At 67.7% G+C, this 17,261-nt stretch carries 13 protein-coding genes; 5 read left to right on the top strand and 8 right to left on the bottom strand.

Annotated features, from left to right (window positions below):
- Positions 1-46: 46 nt before the first annotated feature.
- The gene (locus tag NATOC_RS09830) at positions 47-2,713 is read right to left on the bottom strand and encodes a valine--tRNA ligase (RefSeq protein WP_015321285.1); all 2,667 of its coding nucleotides are present in this window, start codon (positions 2,711-2,713) and stop codon (positions 47-49) included.
- A 246-nt stretch (positions 2,714-2,959) separates the two neighbouring features.
- Entirely contained in the window at positions 2,960-3,595 is a 636-nt protein-coding gene (locus NATOC_RS09825; protein WP_049888723.1) for a hypothetical protein, read from the bottom strand.
- Between the two features lie 185 nt (positions 3,596-3,780).
- Here NATOC_RS09825 and NATOC_RS09820 point away from each other — a divergent pair, with 185 nt between their 5' ends.
- Complete coding sequence (locus NATOC_RS09820) at positions 3,781-6,405, top strand: efflux RND transporter permease subunit (RefSeq protein ID WP_015321283.1); 2,625 nt, start codon at positions 3,781-3,783, stop codon at positions 6,403-6,405.
- A gap of 84 nt (positions 6,406-6,489) precedes the next feature.
- Complete coding sequence (locus tag NATOC_RS09815; protein WP_015321282.1) at positions 6,490-8,154, top strand: acyl-CoA synthetase; 1,665 nt, start codon at positions 6,490-6,492, stop codon at positions 8,152-8,154.
- Positions 8,155-8,181: 27 nt separating this feature from the next.
- Here NATOC_RS09815 and NATOC_RS09810 read toward each other — a convergent pair whose 3' ends face one another.
- The 5 genes from NATOC_RS09810 to NATOC_RS09790 form a co-directional block, all read right to left on the bottom strand.
- On the bottom strand, positions 8,182-9,099 hold the full coding sequence (locus tag NATOC_RS09810; RefSeq protein WP_015321281.1) for an HFX_2341 family transcriptional regulator: 918 nt from the start codon (positions 9,097-9,099) through the stop codon (positions 8,182-8,184).
- A gap of 138 nt (positions 9,100-9,237) precedes the next feature.
- The gene (locus tag NATOC_RS09805) at positions 9,238-10,848 is read right to left on the bottom strand and encodes a bacterio-opsin activator domain-containing protein (RefSeq protein ID WP_015321280.1); all 1,611 of its coding nucleotides are present in this window, start codon (positions 10,846-10,848) and stop codon (positions 9,238-9,240) included.
- Between the two features lie 90 nt (positions 10,849-10,938).
- A complete protein-coding gene (locus NATOC_RS09800; RefSeq protein WP_015321279.1) occupies positions 10,939-11,520 on the bottom strand; it encodes a hypothetical protein in 582 nt (193 codons plus the stop codon).
- Between the two features lie 50 nt (positions 11,521-11,570).
- Positions 11,571-13,037 carry a sodium:solute symporter family protein gene (locus NATOC_RS09795; RefSeq protein WP_015321278.1) on the bottom strand — a complete coding sequence of 489 codons (1,467 nt, stop codon included), beginning with the start codon at positions 13,035-13,037 and terminating at the stop codon, positions 11,571-11,573.
- Positions 13,034-13,315 carry a DUF3311 domain-containing protein gene (locus NATOC_RS09790; RefSeq protein WP_015321277.1) on the bottom strand — a complete coding sequence of 94 codons (282 nt, stop codon included), beginning with the start codon at positions 13,313-13,315 and terminating at the stop codon, positions 13,034-13,036. Before NATOC_RS09790 ends, NATOC_RS09795 begins: the two co-directional genes overlap by 4 nt.
- A 156-nt stretch (positions 13,316-13,471) precedes the next feature.
- Between NATOC_RS09790 and NATOC_RS09785 the strand changes: the two genes are divergently transcribed.
- From NATOC_RS09785 to NATOC_RS21830, 3 genes are all read left to right on the top strand, one after another.
- The gene (locus tag NATOC_RS09785) at positions 13,472-14,122 is read left to right on the top strand and encodes an ArsR/SmtB family transcription factor (RefSeq protein ID WP_015321276.1); all 651 of its coding nucleotides are present in this window, start codon (positions 13,472-13,474) and stop codon (positions 14,120-14,122) included.
- Positions 14,123-14,235: 113 nt separating this feature from the next.
- Positions 14,236-15,561, top strand: coding sequence for a DNA primase DnaG (gene dnaG / locus NATOC_RS09780; protein WP_015321275.1), 1,326 nt, complete (start codon positions 14,236-14,238; stop codon positions 15,559-15,561).
- Positions 15,562-15,646: 85 nt separating this feature from the next.
- On the top strand, positions 15,647-15,793 hold the full coding sequence (locus tag NATOC_RS21830) for a hypothetical protein (protein ID WP_157224611.1): 147 nt from the start codon (positions 15,647-15,649) through the stop codon (positions 15,791-15,793).
- On the opposite strand, the gene NATOC_RS09775 is transcribed toward NATOC_RS21830, so the two are convergent.
- A complete protein-coding gene (locus NATOC_RS09775; RefSeq protein WP_015321273.1) occupies positions 15,790-17,115 on the bottom strand; it encodes a DUF92 domain-containing protein in 1,326 nt (441 codons plus the stop codon). The genes NATOC_RS21830 and NATOC_RS09775 overlap by 4 nt on opposite strands.
- Positions 17,116-17,261: the final 146 nt, after the last annotated feature.

Here is a 17,261-nt window from a genome sequence, read left to right as displayed (position 1 = left end):
TCGGTTCGTTCCGTTTCGGAACCACCGCCGCGACCCGACCGTCGCGCTACTCGAGGACGACGACGGCCGACTCGGTCTCGAGCATCTCGCCCTCGCCGGAGTAGGTGCGTTCGAGTTCGACCTCGAAGACGTCGTCCTCGAGCTCCTCGCCGGCGACTCGCAGGACGTCCTCGTCGTCGTCAATCTCGTACTCTCCGCTCTCGATCCCGGCGTCGATATCGCCGACTTTCGAGCCGTAGCGGGGGCCGAGCGTCGAGTAGTCGAGGTCGATCGCGGCGACCTCGGTCGTGATCTCCGGGGGCTCATCCAGTACCGTCAGCTCCTCGACGTGCATCACGTTCTGGATTGCGTCCTCGAAGCCCTCGATCGGGCCGTACACCGAGACGGCCTCGAGGGGCTCGTTCAGCGGGAGCTGGTTCTGGCTCTTGTACCGGCGCAGCGCCGAGATGACCTCCATCGCGGTCTCACCGGCCTCGAGATCGGCCTCGTACCCCTGCGAGGTGGGCCAGTCGCGGACGTGAATGCTCGTCTCGGCGAGGTCGGCGTTCTCGTTGCTATATCGGGCCTGCCAGATCTCCTCGGTGACGTGGGGAAGGAACGGTGCCCACAGCTCGAGGAAGGTTCGGTGTGCGGTCCGCAGCGCGTACTGCGTCGAGGGGTTGTCCTCACGTTCCTTCGCGATCTCGAGGTAGTCGTCACAGAACGTGTTCCAGAAGAACGTCCGCAGGCGGTCGCGGGCCTTCGCGAACTCGTACTCCTCGAGGTACGCCGTCAGCTCCTCGATCGCGTCGTCGAGTTCGGCCAGCAGCCAGCGATCGATCGCCTCGAGCTCGGCGGGCTCGTCCGGATCGGCGGGCGCCAGGTTGTCGACGAGCTTTGAGGCGTTCCAGAGCTTCCGCAGCAGCTTCTCGCCCGCGGTCAGGTCCTTCTCCTGGTAGGGGAAGTCGTCGCCGACCGCGGCGCTCGCCGCCCAGAACCGGACCGCGTCGACGGGATACTCCGCGAGCACCTCGTCGGGGGCGACGACGTTGCCCCGAGATTTGGACATCTTTTCGCGGTTTTCGTCTAGGACATGGCCGTTGATCAGCGTCGCGTCGAACGGCACCTCGCCGGTGTGCTCGTAGCACTTGACGATCGTGTGGAACAGCCAGAACGAGATGATGTCGTGGCCCTGGGGACGCAGGTCGAACGGGTAGAGCTCGGGGTTTTCCATGGTGAACTCCTGGGCCACCTCGTCCCAATCCCAGCCCGCGTTGATCAGCGGCGTCAGCGACGAGGTCGCCCAGGTGTCGAAGACGTCGTCCTCGGGCTCGAACGACGTGCCCCCACACTCCGGACAGGTGTCGATCGGCGGATCGTCCGAGAGCGGATCGACGGGCAGATCCTTCCGCCGAGCCATCACCTCGTGATCACAGTCGGCGCAGTACCAGACCGGGAACGGGATCCCCGAGTCGCGCTGGCGCGAGATCAGCCAGTCCCACTCGAGGCCTTCGATCCAGTGTTTGTACCGCGAGAACATCTTCTCGGGGTACCAGTCCATCTCGCGGCCGGCCTCGAGATACTCCTCCTTGTGATCGAGGATCTCGACGTACCACTGCTTGGAGACGCGGTACTCGACGGAGGTGTCACAGCGCTCGTGGACCTGGACGGCGTGGGTGATCTCCCAGCGATCGCGCAGGTAGCCCGCCTCCTCGAGGTCCTCGACGATGGCCTTGCGAGCCTCCTCGGTCGACAGCCCCTCGTAGTCGCCGGCCAGCTCGGTCATCGTCGCGGACTCGTCGATGGCGACCCGCAGCGGGAGGTCGTGGGCCTGATACCACTCGATGTCGTTCTGGTCGCCGAACGTACAACACATCACGACGCCGCTTCCCTTCTCCATGTCGACGCGGTCGTCCTCGATGATCGGCACCTCGTGGCCGAAGATCGGGACGCGGGCGGTCTCGCCGACCAGATCCTGGTTCTCCTCGTCGTCGGGGTGGACGAACACGGAGACACAGGCCGGGATCAGCTCCGGACGGGTCGTGGAGATGACGAACTCGTCGCGCGGGGCGTTCTCCCCCGCGAGTTCGAAGGCGATGTCGTTGAAGTGCGAGGCCCGTTCCTCGTCTTCCATCTCGACCTGGGAGATCGCCGTCTCGCAGTCGGGACACCAGATCGCGGGCGCCTTCTTGCGGTACTCCCGGCCCTTCTCGTAGAGATCCAGGAAGGAAAGCTGGGAGATGCGCCGCACGCGGGGTTCGATCGTCTTGTAGGTGTGGTTCCAGTCGATCGAACAGCCCAGCCCCTGCATCTTGTCGGTGAACTCGGCTTCGTACTCCTGGCAGACCTCGCGACAGAGCTTCTGGAACTCGCGGCGCTTGTAGTCCTGGTGTCGGATGTCCAGTTCCTTCTCGGTCAGGCGCTCGCTGGCGATTCCGTTGTCGTCGTAGCCGAACGGAAAGAGAACGTCGCCGTTGGACATCCGCTGGAACCGGGCCGCGAAGTCCTGGACCGTGTGGCCGTAGAGGTGGCCCATATGGAGGCTACCCGAGACCGTCGGCGGCGGCGTGTCGATCGCGTAGGTGGTGTTGGGATCCTGGCCGGGGTCGCCCTCGTAGGCGTAGACGTCGGCGTCGACCCAGCGGTCCTGCCAGCGGTTCTCGACGGCCTCGGGGTCGTAGTCGCCCTCGAGGCTCGGCGCGTCGCGCTCGGCCGCGTCGGGGTCCGTACTCATGCTCTCACCGCCCGGTGTGGGCGTCGTCGGTGCGTCGTCGTTGGGAGGATTCGATCGTCCATACGGGTCGTTGCTCGATACATGCTGGTCGGCTACAATACATCCGTCGATACGGGGTAGGAAGGCGGGGCTACGGGGCCCCTACGAAAACGGCGTCCCGGGCGGCGTCGAGACGCGCCGTCAGTTCCACGGAGTCCGCCATACGTCTCTTTTGCCCGCGATTCCTGTTAGGTGTTTCGCGTCGCCCTACTCGTTCTCGAGACGGATCACCGCCCGCGAGGACGTCGGTCGTCGGAGCTCCCCCTCGAGGTAGGTCGCCAGCCGCTCGAGGAACTGATCGTCGGCGCCGTCGCTCGTGACGAGCGCGATCCGCTCGTGTGTTGCGGGATCGTGCTCGCCCTGCATGATCAGCGCGAACAGCTCCTGTGGGCTGACGGGATCGCCGTCCGCGAGGCGCTCGGCGACGCCCTCGAGGGTCGTCTCGACGCTGGTCTCGACCTCGAAGGTGACCTCGACCGAGACGTTCGCGCCGCGTCTCGAGGCCGCGCAGGCCTCCTCGGAGTGACGGACGGCCGGAACCAGTACGTCCTCGAAGTCGAGACCCTGCTCGCTGGTTCCGATGTAGGTGAACGCGAGCGCTGCCCTGAGACCGTCGAGAGCGTCGGGATCGGTCGCTACCTCCTCGAACACCTGCCGTCGATCCTTTTCGGGGAGGGTGTGTAACAACAGATCGAAGTCAAGAATCGAGTCGATCACGCGCCGCCGGATGCGCGCCTCGGCGTTTCGTCGGGACTGTTCGTGGCCCAGCTCGCGTTCGCCGAGCAGGAACGCGCGGTCGGCCGGGGTGAGGATTCCGCGGTCGCGGTCGGTGTCAGTGTTCATAATCGGATTCCGATTATACAACATGGGGTTCTACCCGAACCGATATGAGCGCTTGGGCTCGAAGGAGTGGCATGCACAGTAGCGAACGGCGGAGCGTCGGCGATTCGAAATCCTCGTCTCGCTGCCGACGAACCGTCAGGGAACCGGCCCGTAACGTCTCGATAAACCTGAGGGGACGATAACGAATGGGCGGATCGATCGCCGATCGCTACGCTGACCTGATCGTTTCCCATAGCAAGCTGATCGTCCTGCTCGTGCTCGTTCTCACGGGGATCGTCGCCGTCGGCGCCGCGATCGGCGAGAGCGAGGACGGGGAGATCGGCCAGTTCGAGACCGACTCCGAGGAGACCGAAGCGCTCGAGGAGATCGAGGAGACGTACGCGACCGACGATCAGGTCGTCGCCCAGCTCGTCGTTCGCGACGAGGGCGGCGACGTCCTCACCCGCGACTCGTTGCTCGAGGGACTGTCCCTCCAACAAGAGATCCGCGAGAACGAGAGTCTGAACGCGACGCTCGCCGACGAGGGCTTCGTCGCTCTCGAGAACGTCGTCGCAACGGGGGCGGTCTTCGAGGACCGCGCAGCCGAGGCCGAGGGGCCGCCCGACACCAGCGAGCCGACCCTCGACGAGCAGATCGAAGCGCTCGAGGACCGCTCCGACGAGGACGTCGAGGAGCTGCTCGCCGACGTTCTGGACCCCGACGCGGACAACCAGGGTGAGGATCCCTACGAGTTCCTCCCGAACGACTACGATCCGGGCTCGACGAGCGCTGACGCCCGGATCGCCTTCCTCTTCCAGGTCGACGACGGTGCTGAGGACGACGATCCCGAAGCGGCCTACGCGGCCCAGGTCGAGATCGACGGGCTCGTCGAGGATCGCTTCGACGACGCCTTCCTCTTCGGACAGGGCGTCACCGACGAGGCCTCGAGCAGCGCGGTCGGCGACAGCTTCGCGATCATCACGCCCGTCGCGTTCGTGCTCGTGTTGGTCGCGCTCGGGGTCGCCTACCGCGACGTCGTCGACGTGCTGGTCAGCCTGTTCGGGATCGGCGTCGTAATGGCCTGGCTCGCGGGCCTCCTCGGCTGGCTCGAGATCCCCACGAGCCAGCTGCTGATCGCGGTTCCGTTCCTGCTGATCGGGCTCAGCATCGACTACTCCCTGCATGTCATCATGCGTTCACGGGAGGCGAGAGCGGGGATCCTCGAGCGCGACGACCGCAGGCAGGCCGATTCGACGACAGTCGACGAGCCTGCCACTGACGGGGGCGACGACCGAACGCCGCGAAACGGAATGCGTTTCGGACTGGCGGGGGTCGTCCTCGCGCTCGCGGCCGCGACGTTCTCGACCGGGGTCGGGTTCCTCTCGAACGTCGTCAGCCCCCTGCCGGCGATCCAGGACTTTGCGATCCTCTCGGCGGGCGGGATCCTCGCGACGTTCGTCGCCTTCGCCGTCCTCGTACCCGCGCTGAAGGTCGAGGTCGACGAACTGCTCGAGGGACGGTTCGGGATCGATCGACGGAAGGAGCCGTTCGGACGGAGCGCGGGTCCCGTCAACCGCGCGCTCTCGGGAGTCGTCTCGCTCGTCCAGCGCGCGCCGCTTGCCGTCGTCGCCGTCGCGCTGTTGCTCGCGATCGGCGGGGCCTACGGCGCCACGGGGATCGACACCGAGTTCAACCAGGCTGACTTCCTGCCCGAAGACGCCCCCGAGTGGGCGCAGTCGCTCCCGGGGCCGCTGGCGGCCGACACGTACACGGTCAGCGACGACGCCGAGTACCTCGGCGACAACTTCCAGGAGCAGGGTGAGGGAAGTCAGGCCCAGCTACTGATACGCGGGGACGTCACCGACCCCGCGACGCTCGCCGCAATCGAGAACGGGACGGCGGGGATCGACGACGGCGAGGACGGAACGATCGCGGTCGGTCCCGGGGGCGAGCCCGCCGTCGAGAGTCCGGTCTCGGTCATCCAGGAGGTCGCCGCCGAAAACGAGTCAGTCGCCACGGCCCTCGAGGAGCGCGACACGGACGGTGACGGGCTGCCAGACGAGGATCTCGCGGGACTGTACGATGAACTGTACGAGGCCGACGAGGACGCAGCCGCCACCGTACTGCATCGGACCGACGAGGGTGAGTACGAGACCGCACGCATGCTCGTCGACGTCCGCGGCGACGCCTCCGCGCAGGCGGTCGCCGACGATACGCGCACCCTCGCAAGCGCCATCGAGGCCGACGCCTCGGTGTCGGCGATCGCCACCGGCGGCCCCGTGACGAACGCTGTCGTCCAGGACGCCTTGCTCGAGACGCTCGTCCAGGCGTTCGCCGTGACGCTCGTCGTGATTCTGGTCTTCCTGACGGTGCTGTACTGGGTCCGCCATCGGGCGCTCACGCTGGGGGCGATCACGCTCGCGCCCGTGGTCGCCGCGCTGGCGTGGCTGTTGGGGACGATGGCCGTCCTCGACGTGCCGTTCAACAGCGAGACGGCCGTCATCACGAGCCTCGCGATCGGACTGGGCGTCGACTACAGCATCCACGTCGCGGAGCGGTTCCAGGACGAGTCGGAGCGCCAGCCGTCGCTCAGCGACGCCCTCGGCGCGACGATCACCGGCACCGGCGGGGCGTTGCTCGGTAGCGCGCTGACCACGGCGGCCGGCTTCGGCGTCCTCGCGCTCGCGCTGGCGCCGCCGCTCCAGCGGTTCGGGCTCGTGACGGGACTGAGCATCATCTTCGCCTTCGTCGCCTGTCTCACCGTGCTGCCGTGTCTGCTCGTGGTCCGGGAACGCGTCCTCGAGCGGTTCGGAACGGCGGGATCGGCGTAGGCCCCCGATCGCCGGGGTCGGCGTCGACGTCCGATCGGCGGTTCCGGGCGATGAGTTATGGCCGTTCGCGTGTCACAGTTGCGCATGGAAACGGCACCGAACCTCGCCGACTACGAGGGGCTCTCGGAGGTCTTCGAGTGGGACAGCATCTACGCCGACGCCGACTGGAACGCGCCCGACGAGATCAACGTCGCTCACGAGGTCTGTGACCGCTACCGGACCGATCGGGGCACCGTCGCGCTGTACTTCGTCGGGCGCGATGGCGAGCGCGAGCGCATCACGTTCTGGGAGCTCGCACAGTGGTCGAACGGGTTCGCGAACGTCCTCGAGGAGCTGGGTCTCGAGCGCGGCGACCGCGTCTTCGGTTACACTCCCCGAATTCCCGAGCAGTACGTCGCGATGCTCGGGACGCTCAAGTCGGGCTGTGTCTTCGGTGGGATCGACCCGCAGTTCGGTCCCGAGGGGGTCGCCTACCGGCTCGCCGACGCCGAGGCGAGCGTCGTCGTCACGACGCCAGCGAACCGTGAAACGGTCGAGCAAGCCCTCGAGGACGTCCCCTCGGTCGAACACGTGATCGTCGTCAGCGACGACGGCGTCGGCGTGCGTCAGGGTGACGTCAGCTACTACGAGGCGCTGGACCGGGCCGATCACGAGTACGAGACCGTCCGGACCGAGGGCTCCGATCCCGCCCTGCTGTACTACACGAGCGGTACCACGGGCCCCGCGAAGGGGATCGTCCACGGCCACCGCTGGATCGTCGGCGTCGCCGCCGCCCAGCTGTACGCCGCGGACCTCCAGCAACACGAGACCGACCTCTACTGGGGGACCGGCGACCGGGGGTGGCTCACGGCCCCGGTCAACGCGCTGGGCGTCTGGTTCTGGGGTCACAGTATCCTCGCTTACGCGGGCGCGTTCGATCCCGACACCTGGACGGGGCTGCTCGACGAGTTCCCCGTCACCGTCCTCTCGGGGGTCCCCGCCCACTACCGACGGCTACGCGAGGACGCCGACGGGCTCGCGGACGCCGACCTCGATCTCCACCGGGCGATGAGCACCGGGGAACCCCTCGCGGCCGAGCTGATCGAGTGGGGCGAGGACGTCCTCGGAACGCCGATCGCCGACAGCTACGGCCAGGCCGAGACGGGGAACATGCTGATCAACACCTACCCGTCGATCGAGACCAGGCCGGGCAGCATGGGGAAACCGCTACCCGGCGTGGAGGCTGCGGTGGTCGATCCCGACACCGGCGACGAGCTCGAGCCCGGCGAGACGGGCGAGATCGCCGTTAGCGGCGAGTTTCCCTCGTTCTTCCTTGGGTACTGGGAGGACCCCGACCGTACCGAGGACGCCTTCGTCGGCGACTGGTACCTGACGGGTGATCTGGGACGGATCGACGAGGACGGCTACTTCTGGTACCAGGGACGGGCCGACGAGATGATCGTCAGCGGGGGATCACGCATCGGGCCCTACGCGGTCGAACGCGTCCTCGTGGACCACGAGTCGGTCGCCGAGGCCGCCGCGGTGCCGACGGCCGATCCCGAACTCGAACAGGTCGTAAACGCCGTCGTCGTTCCCACCGAGGGTGTGACACCGGACGACGAGCTCGCCAAGGCGATCCGCGAGGACGCGACCGACCGACTGCCCGAGCGCGCCGCGCCGGCGGAGCTCGAGTTCCGCGAGGCGCTGCCGCGGACGACTGCCGGAAAGATCGATCGCGACGAGCTCCGGGACGCGTCGCTCGAGGACTGACGCGGAGTCCGCCTCGTCCCGCGACGGCTACCTGCCGGTGTCGGTCGACGGCCCCCCGTCCGAGTTCGAGTGGGCCCGCACCCACAGCTCGCCGATCCGCGAGAGCCGGGTGCGGTAGGACTTCCCGTGTTCCTCGCGCTCGATGTACCCCTTTCCGCCCGGACCCAGGCGGTCGACGTTGTAGATCACCTTCGAGCGGAAGCTGTCGGTGTACTCCTCGTTTAACTCGCGAGCCAGCGCCTCCGCCAGCTCGGAGACCGAGTCGAACTCGCCGTCCTCGCCGAGCTTGTACAGGATGAGCTCCTCGAACGGTTTGACGTTCGAGAAGGAGGCGACGGGGAGCTCGACGACGTGCTGGCCGTCGATCTCCTTGGCCCCGATCGTCGTCCCGCGCTCGTCGAACTCCGCGAGCAGCGAGCGGGCGCTCTCGAGGCGCTCGGTGACGCGGTCGTCCTCGACCCCCTCGTCCTCGAGGTCCTCGAGCAGATCGATCCCCTCCCGAAGCTCCTCGGCCAGTTCGGTCTCCAGGTACTTCTCCGGGGCGGTGTAGTAGGTGTGGATCGCCTCGCGATCCTCCTGGCGCTCGACCATCAGCGAGTTCGCCGCGGTCGCGAACGCGAAGCTGACGGTGCGGGGCATCGCGGCGACGTTAACCCAGACCTCGTGACCGGCGTCGAGCTCGGTCGTGATGAGGTCGTAGGCCTGTTCGAACGCCTCGTCGTAGTCGTAGACGTCCTCGAGGACGAACCGATCGGTCTCGGCGCCCAGCAGGTTCCGAAAATCGGTCTCGAGCTTCTCGGAGAGATGGCGGGAGTACTCGACGTTTGCCTCGCTGCCGACGGCGCCCTCCAGCAGGATGACGCGGTCGACGTCGATCTGATCGCGCACCAGCGGCGCGATCAGCCGGTCGTAGTCGAAGCCGACCGGGACGATGTGGGTTTGCATACCCGGTAGTTCGTCGGTAGTGTAATGAATCCCCTGCGGTCTCGGGCGACGAACGGCCGCGGATCGGCGAGCGACGGCCCCGACGAACGGTCGGTTCCGTTCGCCATCGGTTGTTCGATCGCTCCTCGGCCGTCGCGATCACTCCCGCTCGCTCCCCGCCCGGGTCGTGTTCGGTTCGTTGAACACCGCCGCGACGATCTTGTGCTGGGCCGACCGGAGGTGCTCGTGGAACGTCGCTGGCGTGATCCCGAGGGTCTCGGCGATCTCCTCGCCCGAGCTGTGTCGGGGCCACTCGAAAAAGCCCGCGTAGTAGGCCGTCTCGAGGACGGTGCGCTGGCGATCGGTCAACACGCCGTAGAGGTGGTCCTGGAGCTGGGCGATCGAGTCCTCGGAGGGGGTTACCTGTCGGCGGGCGACGTTGGTCGCTTCGGGGTAGACCTCCCGGATCGCCTCGGTGACCGCGCGCACGTCGGCGCTCTCGGGGAGGTGGACGGTCACGCGGTAGTCGCCCGCCTCGAGGGCGGCCGACTCGACGTAGCCGCCGTGGGACGCGACGACAGAGAACATCGGCGGCGACGCGATCTCGAGCTCGAAGGTCACCTCGCCGGCCGACTCGTCGATCGGCTCGACGCCCTTCCAGTGGGGGATACAGTCGGCCAGCGTCTCGAGCTTCGGAAACGTCTCGGCCGCTGTCACGCCGAACTCGAGGAACCGGTCGTCGTCGACCTGGACGACCCGTTCGAAGTCGACGCGGTGGCCGTCCATCGACGGGCCGTCGAACACCCCAACCCCGTCGGCGATCTCGTACTCGAGCTCGATCAGCTGGTCGCTCATCAGGGCGCGCTTGCGCTCGATGGCCGCGATCGCGTGCCCGAGGACGTCGCCGAGCTGTCCGAGCCCCTCGGCCACCTGATCGGTGAACGCGTTCCGGTTGGTGCCGGCCACGCCGAGCACGCCGTAGAGCCCGCCCTCGTGGACGATCGGGATCGCGGCGGCCGATCGGTACCCCAGCTCGCGGGCCTCTTCGCGCCAGGGTTCGAAGTCGGGATCGGCGAGGACGTCGTTTGACACCTGGAGCTGCTGGGATCGAATCGCACGCCCGGCGGGCCCTCGCCCCGCAGGGTCGTCCGGGTCGGTCGAGAGCGGGATGCGATCGACGTAGCCTTCGACGCCGGCCTCGGCTCGCCGGACGATGTTCCCGGAGCCCGAATCGACCGCGGCCACGAACGCGAACTCGTACCCCGGTTCGTCGGCGAGGGTCTCGCAGGTAATCCGCTCGAGCTCGTCCCGGGTGGCGTCGGTAACGATCACGCCGTTGATCGCCCGCATGACACTGTAGACGCCGCGCAGCCCTTCCATCCGCTCGCGCTGTTGATCGACCCGTCGATCGTGCTCCTTCCGCTCGCCGACGTCCCGAAGACAGCCCGTGACGCTGGTCCCGGCTGGCTCGATGTGTGTCTCGAGCCAGGCGTCGGTCACGGGGTCGTATACGTCCGCGGTGACCGGCTCCTGGCGCTCGAGGGCTCGTTCGTGTGCGCTCCCGAACAGCGAGCGAAGGCGATCGACCGCTTCGGCGTCGGCGCGATCGGTCCCGAGCAGCTCGACGACGCGTTCGTTTATCAGGCCACCTCCCTCTTCCTCGAGGACGTAGACGCCGTCGGGCAGGCCGTCGAGGATCGTCTGCACCGCGTCGGGGTCGTCGTGTGCGACGAGCGACGTGCCCTCCCCGGACTGACCGTCCTCGTCCATAGCACTACGGCGTCGCTCAGCCACATAAGTGTACTATATTATAATTTAGAAGTGGGTAACGGATACTAGCCGGGCTCCGGCGAGCGGTCGCTACTCGGGGTCGGCCGTCCGGATCAACGACGCGATCGTCTCGCGGTCGCGCTCGGGATCGACTTCGAGGACGGCGTCCCCGGGCGGGGTCTCGAGCGGAAGGGTCCCGCCAGCCATCCCGTAGGCGTCGTCGGTCGGCCAGATGGCGACGTTCGTCTCGGCCTCGAGGCGGTCGCGATCGGTCGTCGACAGCGGGTACGCGACGTCGAGGACGTACCACCGTCCCTCGGTGCCGTCGGGTCGCTCGAAGGCGAGCTCCTCGCGGGTATCCTCGACGACGAGGCCGTCGTCCTCGACGGTCTCGACGAACTGGGCTTTGGCCTTCGGGGCGGCCTTCGAGAGCATCGACGCGGGCGAGACACCGACCGTCGACAGCGACGGCGAGAACGTCATATCGACGGTAAACAGCGACCGCAGGGGGATCTCGGCCGGGCCGAGCGCCGCGAGGGTTGCGGCTGACTCGAGCGGTTCGTACACCGTCGTCTCGGCGGTGATCGACGTAAACAGGACGCTCGTCTCTCCCTGGCGGGTGCCAGCGCGTTGCCACGTTCCGGCGACTGACTCCGGCAGCGCAGAGGTCATCGCAGGGTCGTACGCGAGGCCGACGTTTCGGTGTGTTGTTTGCAGCCGACCTAGTCGGCGCCGAGCCCGTCGAAGTAGATCGCGCGCCGCTCGTCGGCTGCGGGCGTCGTCACGACGGAGACACCGACGGTGACGACCAGGCCCAGCCCCATGCCGACGAGCCCGGCCGACCAGCCCGCGTAGGTGCCCGGGACGGCCGTGAAGAGCGCCGAGAGGTAAAACGCCTGGCTCGCGACGATCCCGGCGGTGATCCCCGTCCGCGTCGTCTTCCGCCAGTAGAGCGCGACCAGCACGGGAAGCGCGAGCTGGGCGAATCCGCTGAACGCGGCGTCGCCCAGTTCGAACAGCGTCGCGGGCTGGAGGAGGCTGCCGAGGAACGCGGCCGTCGCGAACACGACGACCCCGACCCGGGCCAGGAGATCCTCACGGCGCTCGGAGACGTCGCGGTCGACGTAGGGGCGGTAGAGATCACGGGTGAAGTACGACGAGCCCGACAGCAGCATCGAGTCCGACGAGGACATCATCGCGGCCATCGCGCCGGCGATCACCAGCGCGGCGAACCAGACGGGGGTGTACTCCGCCAGGACGACGGGGAGGACGTTCTCACCCGCAGGAATCGCCACGTCGAGCCCGCGCGCCCAGGCGCCCAGCAGGAACGAGGGGACGAACAACAACACACAGAGGATCGGCCAGAGCGCGAACGACCGCTTCAGAACCGTCTTCGAGCCCGCGGCGAAAAACCGCTGGTTAACCTGCGGGAACATCGCGACGCCGAAACCGATCGTGATCGCCGTCGAGAGCATCCACTGGACGGTGTAGAAGTCGCTGCCCAGCGCGAGGTGGTGGGCCGCCTCGGCCTCCAGCGCTGCGGTCGCCGCTCCGGGGCCGCCGACCGCCGCCAGCACCCAGAGCAGGGCGATCCAGGTCGCGACGAGCATGAACGCCCCCTGGAGGGTGTCGGTCCAGGCGATCCCCCGGAAGCCGGCGACGACGACGTAGAGGATCATGAACGCGGTGATCAGCCCCGCGCCGACTGCGTAGGGGACGGTCCCGTCGGTCAGCGCCTGCAGCGCCGTGCCGGCGCCGACCTGCTGGAGCATGACGTACGGAAAGAGCCAGAGCAGGCTGATTCCCGCGACGAGCCCCCGGAGCCGACGCGAACCGAACCGCTCGCCGAGCATCTCGCCGAGGGTGACGTACCCGTACTTCCGGCCCAGCAGCCACTGCTTGTAGCCGATGACGTACCAGAGGATCGCGAAGATGATCCCGTCCATCAACCCCATCACGAGGACCCACTCGGGTCCCTGCTGGTAGGCGACGTTCGGCCCCGCGAAGAACGTAAACGCCGACAAAAGCGTCGCGAAGGTCGTAAACAGCAGGACGATCGTACCCACCGTCCGGCTCGCGAGGTAGAAGTCCTCGGCGGTGCGGTCGGTCAGCCGGTAGGCGACCAGCCCGATCACGAGCGCCAGCAGGAGGTAGCCGACGATGATCCCGAGCTGGAGCGCGACGCTCACCGTCGCTCACCCCCGGCGTCGGCGCTCGCGCTCGAGGACGTCCCGCCGCTCGTGTCACCGCCGCTTGCGTCCTCGCCCGTTTCGATCCCGAGACCCCACGCGTGTCGGGCGAACAGCCAGAAGACGAGCGAGGCCACGCCCATCCAGCCGACGTGCCACCAGAGCCACAGCGGAACTCCGGCGACGACCGTCCCGTCGCCCCAGAGGAACCACGGGATCGTGAGCGCGCTCAGTCCGATCGCGACGGCGATCCACCCCCACAGCGCCAGCCGTGCCATATCCCGTCGTTCGACCCCACGTGGATAACTATTACTGTTCGATCGAACTGATTGAATAGATTTTTCCATCGATACCCGGAACCGGTTCGTTCGCCGAAACCGGTATTTCAGCGAGGAAAAGGGGTATATGTGTCGGCAATCGAATGGGTACCGAGCATGGCTCGCCTGTTCCCCTTCCGCTCGGAGCCGCGATCCGAGGAGGGGCAACCGCGGATCGTCGGCCTCGAAGGCGAGGACGCCGACGCGGTGTTCGGCGCCCTCTCGTCGACGACGGCCCGCCGGATCTACGCGCGCCTCGACGACGAGCCCGCCACGCCCAGCGATCTCGCCGAGGCGGTCGACTCCTCGATCCAGAACGTCCGGTACCACCTCGAGAACTTGGAGGAGGCGGGGCTGGTCGAGGTCGTCGACACCTGGTACTCCTCGCGGGGCAACGAGATGAGCGTCTATGCGACGACCGACGGGCCGCTGATCGTCACCAGCGACGAGTCGACGGGGGCTCGCCTCCGGACGGTGCTCGCGCGCGTCCTCGGCGGGATCGCCGTCCTCGCGGGGGGGAGCCTGGTCGTCCAGTACGCCGTCTCCCGCTGGTTCGGCGGGGCCGGCGGCCCGGGGTTGGCGAGCGAGGACGTCGCTCGAACGGAGGGGGCGACGGGCGATCGGGGGAGTGACGGAGTCCCCGAGAGCGTCGAAACCGTCGGGACGGTGGTCGCGAGCGCACCGCCGGGGCTGCTCTTTTTTCTGGGTGGTCTGGCGGTGTTGCTTGCGGTGACGGGGTACTGGTACCGAAGCCGTCCCGCGTACTGACCGCGGCGGTTCGAGGACAGGTCAACAGCTATTTGCGTCTCACTGCCGTTATTCTAGTACAACTCCCGGGCGTGCGGTCTCGCCACGTCCCCGCCTCGCGGGGGCAGATCTCCATGGAAGACACCTCGAAATATCATATCCACGCGAACGTGACGGCTAACGGGGTGGTCGAGCGAAGCGACGTCGTCGGTGCGATCTTCGGCCAGACGGAGGGGTTACTGGGCGACGAGCTCGACCTCCGCGATCTCCGCCAGTCACAGAAGGTCGGACGTATCGACGTCGAAATCAGCAGCACGAAGGGCCAATCCCACGGTCGGCTCACCATCGCGACCAGCCTCGACAAGGTCGAGACGGCGACGCTTGCGGCCTCACTAGAGACGATCACCCGGATCGGCCCCTGTCGGGCCTCCCTCGAGATCGACGAGATCGAGGACGTCCGTGCGGCCAAACGCAAGGCGGTCGTCGACCGGGCGAAGGAGCTGCTCCAGACCGGGTTCGACGACTCGGTGATGAGCTCCGAGGAGATCCTGGCGGAGGTCCGCCAGCACGTCCGCGTCGAGGACATCACCGAGTACGAGGGGCTCCCTGCGGGGCCGCGGGTGACCGACAGCGACGCGATCATCGTCGTCGAGGGCCGATCGGACGTGCTGACGCTGCTGAAGTACGGCGTCAAAAACGCCATCGCCGTCGAGGGGACGAACGTCCCCGACGCGGTCGCCGAGCTGACCCGCCACCGAACCGTCACCGTCTTTCTCGACGGCGATCGGGGCGGAGACCTGATCTTCGAAGAGCTCTCCCAGGTCGGCGACATCGACTACGTCGCGTTCGCGCCTGCCGGCGAGTCCGTCGAAGAGCTCGACCACCACCAGCTGTTCGCCGCGCTCCGGAACAAAGTCCCCTACGACAGCGTCTCGGAACTCAACGAGCCCCGTGAGGCGGTCGCCGCGACCGACGGAAGCGCGACGCCGTCGCCGCCAGCCTCGTCCCCGCCGACGATCGACGAGGAGTCCCCCGACGGACCGTCGGCCGGTTCGAACCGCAGTGCAGCGGCTCCGGAAACCGACGCCAACGCCGACGACGGGGCGGACTCTCCGTCAGAGCTCCCCGCCGACGAGTCGCCGACCGAGCCCGAAACCGTCTACGGCCACGCGGCGGTCGTCGTCGCCGGCGACACGGACCGCGCGCGCTTTCTCGACGCCGACGGCGACGTCCTCGAGGAGGCTCCGGCCGGGGAGGTCGACGACGCGCTCGCGGACGCCGGGACGGTGCCGACGACGGTCGTCCTCGATGGAATTCTGGACCAGCGGCTGCTGGATCTCGCGGCCGACCGTGGCGTCGAGCGGATCGTCGCCCGCTCGCTCGGCCAGTTCACCAAGCGGCCGACGAGCGTTCGGGTCCACGCGGTCGACGAGATCGCCGACACGCCCCCCTCAGAGTGAGGCCGTCCTCGCTGCGTGAGACTCCCTCTCAGCGGCGTCGCCGTCCGAGGAGTTGATGAGCGAGCGGTTCCTAGCCCGGCCGATCATGTCTCCATCAGTCGCCGCCGCGGTCGCCTTGCTTGGCGTCTGGATCGTACTCATGTTCGCCGTCACTGCCGTCGCTGGCGAGGACCAGCTCCGAGCGACGAGCTGGTTCGAGGACGGTGAGGATCGCTCGGGACCGCGGGATTAGCCCACGAGCGCGGCCGAGACCACGAGCAGCGCGGCCGCCAGCGCTCCCGACAGCGTCGCGAGGAAGTTCACGCCCTGGTTGCCAAGCAGGGCTCCCTCGAGGGTCGCCCCGAGGAGGCTGTCGACGGTCATGCCGATGAAGCCGGCGGCGACGACGATCGCCGCCCCGAGGACGCCGACCTCGGGAAACAGCGTGTAGGAGATAGCGGCGACGATCGTCGCTCCGGTGATCCCGGCGACCTCCCCCTGCCAGGTGACGCCGCCGTCGGTGCCCGGCTCGACCGGTTCGAGCGTCGTGATCAGCCGCGGCGTCTCGAAGATGCTCCCGATCTCGCTCGAGAGCGTGTCGCTCATCGCGGTCGCGACCGAGCCGGCGAAGGCAAACAGAAACAGCTCGGGCGCGACGGGAAGGAAGTCGGCTTCGCTGGCGGCATAGCCAAGCACGGCGACGAGCCCGACGGCGGCGTTCCCGAGGACGTTCCCGGTGCCGCGCGCGCCGTTGTTCTCCTCGGCGACGCCCAGATCCTCCTTGCGGTCGTAGCGAAACTTCGTCGAGAGCCCGCCGATGGCGAAAAACGAGATGAGCACGACGAACCAGCCGTACCCGCCGAGGACGATCGTCAACAGCCCCAGCAACACGCCGGTGAGCATTCCCGCGATCGAGGCCGTCTCGAGGGCATACGAGGCGTACCCCAGCGCGACGGTGATCGCGAGCACGACCGTGATCTCGACGGTCCCGATGGCGGGCTCGAGCTCCGCGAGCAGCCACAGCAACAGGCCGACCGACAGCATCACGATGGGGTCGTCGTAGAGCAAGAGGACGTCCCGCAACAGTGCTGCGAGCAGGGCGCCGCTGGCGGCGAGAAACAGGATCAGCGGCAGCGCGGCTCCGACCGATCCGCCGACGAGCTCGACGGTTACCGCCTGTCCGACCGCGGCCGCGACGGTCGCGGCGAGACAGAATCCGGCGGCGTGGACGACGTCGTCCTCGGTCCAGGTCCGGACGAGTCGCTCCCCGAAGTTCCCGTAGCCGATCAGGAAGACGGTGCCGACGAAGACGGCAAGCGGCATCGAGGCCTCCGTGGCCAACAGTCCGAGTGCGACCCCCGCCAGTACGAACGCGATGAGCCCGTAGAGGCGGCCGTCCTCGTAGTCGTCGGGGTAGGCCAGCAGATCGAAGATCGGCCCGTCAGTCACGGCGACCGCTCCGAGCAGGACGATCCCGGCGAGGACGGCCGCGACCTCCGGGCCGAAGAGCGGAACGGCGAGCGAAAGCGTACACAGCAACGCGAAGACGCCGGCTCGCCGGACGGGTTCTGACACGGTAATCGGTCCTTTCTGTGGGGATTACTTCAACCTTCGTGAACCGCTCCGGAGCCGGTTTCCCGCGGGTAGCGGGGCTAACTCTCCTGTCCGCCCGTCACCGATCGAACCCGTAACCGGTATGCCATCGGCCCGGAAACGGGAGG

This window comes from Natronococcus occultus SP4 (assembly GCF_000328685.1).
In the GTDB taxonomy this organism is placed as follows: Archaea; Halobacteriota; Halobacteria; order Halobacteriales; family Natrialbaceae; genus Natronococcus; species Natronococcus occultus.
This window is presented reverse-complemented; position numbering and strand designations above follow the sequence as displayed.

Coding starts and splice junctions, on each gene's coding strand:
- NATOC_RS09830 (WP_015321285.1), bottom strand. CDS start 2,713: ATGAGTACGGACCCCGACGCGGCCGAGCGCGACGCGCCGAGCCTCGAG.
- NATOC_RS09825 (WP_049888723.1), bottom strand. CDS start 3,595: ATGAACACTGACACCGACCGCGACCGCGGAATCCTCACCCCGGCCGAC.
- NATOC_RS09820 (WP_015321283.1), top strand. CDS start 3,781: ATGGGCGGATCGATCGCCGATCGCTACGCTGACCTGATCGTTTCCCAT.
- NATOC_RS09815 (WP_015321282.1), top strand. CDS start 6,490: ATGGAAACGGCACCGAACCTCGCCGACTACGAGGGGCTCTCGGAGGTC.
- NATOC_RS09810 (WP_015321281.1), bottom strand. CDS start 9,099: ATGCAAACCCACATCGTCCCGGTCGGCTTCGACTACGACCGGCTGATC.
- NATOC_RS09805 (WP_015321280.1), bottom strand. CDS start 10,848: ATGGACGAGGACGGTCAGTCCGGGGAGGGCACGTCGCTCGTCGCACAC.
- NATOC_RS09800 (WP_015321279.1), bottom strand. CDS start 11,520: ATGACCTCTGCGCTGCCGGAGTCAGTCGCCGGAACGTGGCAACGCGCT.
- NATOC_RS09790 (WP_015321277.1), bottom strand. CDS start 13,315: ATGGCACGGCTGGCGCTGTGGGGGTGGATCGCCGTCGCGATCGGACTG.
- NATOC_RS09785 (WP_015321276.1), top strand. CDS start 13,472: ATGGCTCGCCTGTTCCCCTTCCGCTCGGAGCCGCGATCCGAGGAGGGG.
- dnaG (WP_015321275.1), top strand. CDS start 14,236: ATGGAAGACACCTCGAAATATCATATCCACGCGAACGTGACGGCTAAC.
- NATOC_RS21830 (WP_157224611.1), top strand. CDS start 15,647: ATGTCTCCATCAGTCGCCGCCGCGGTCGCCTTGCTTGGCGTCTGGATC.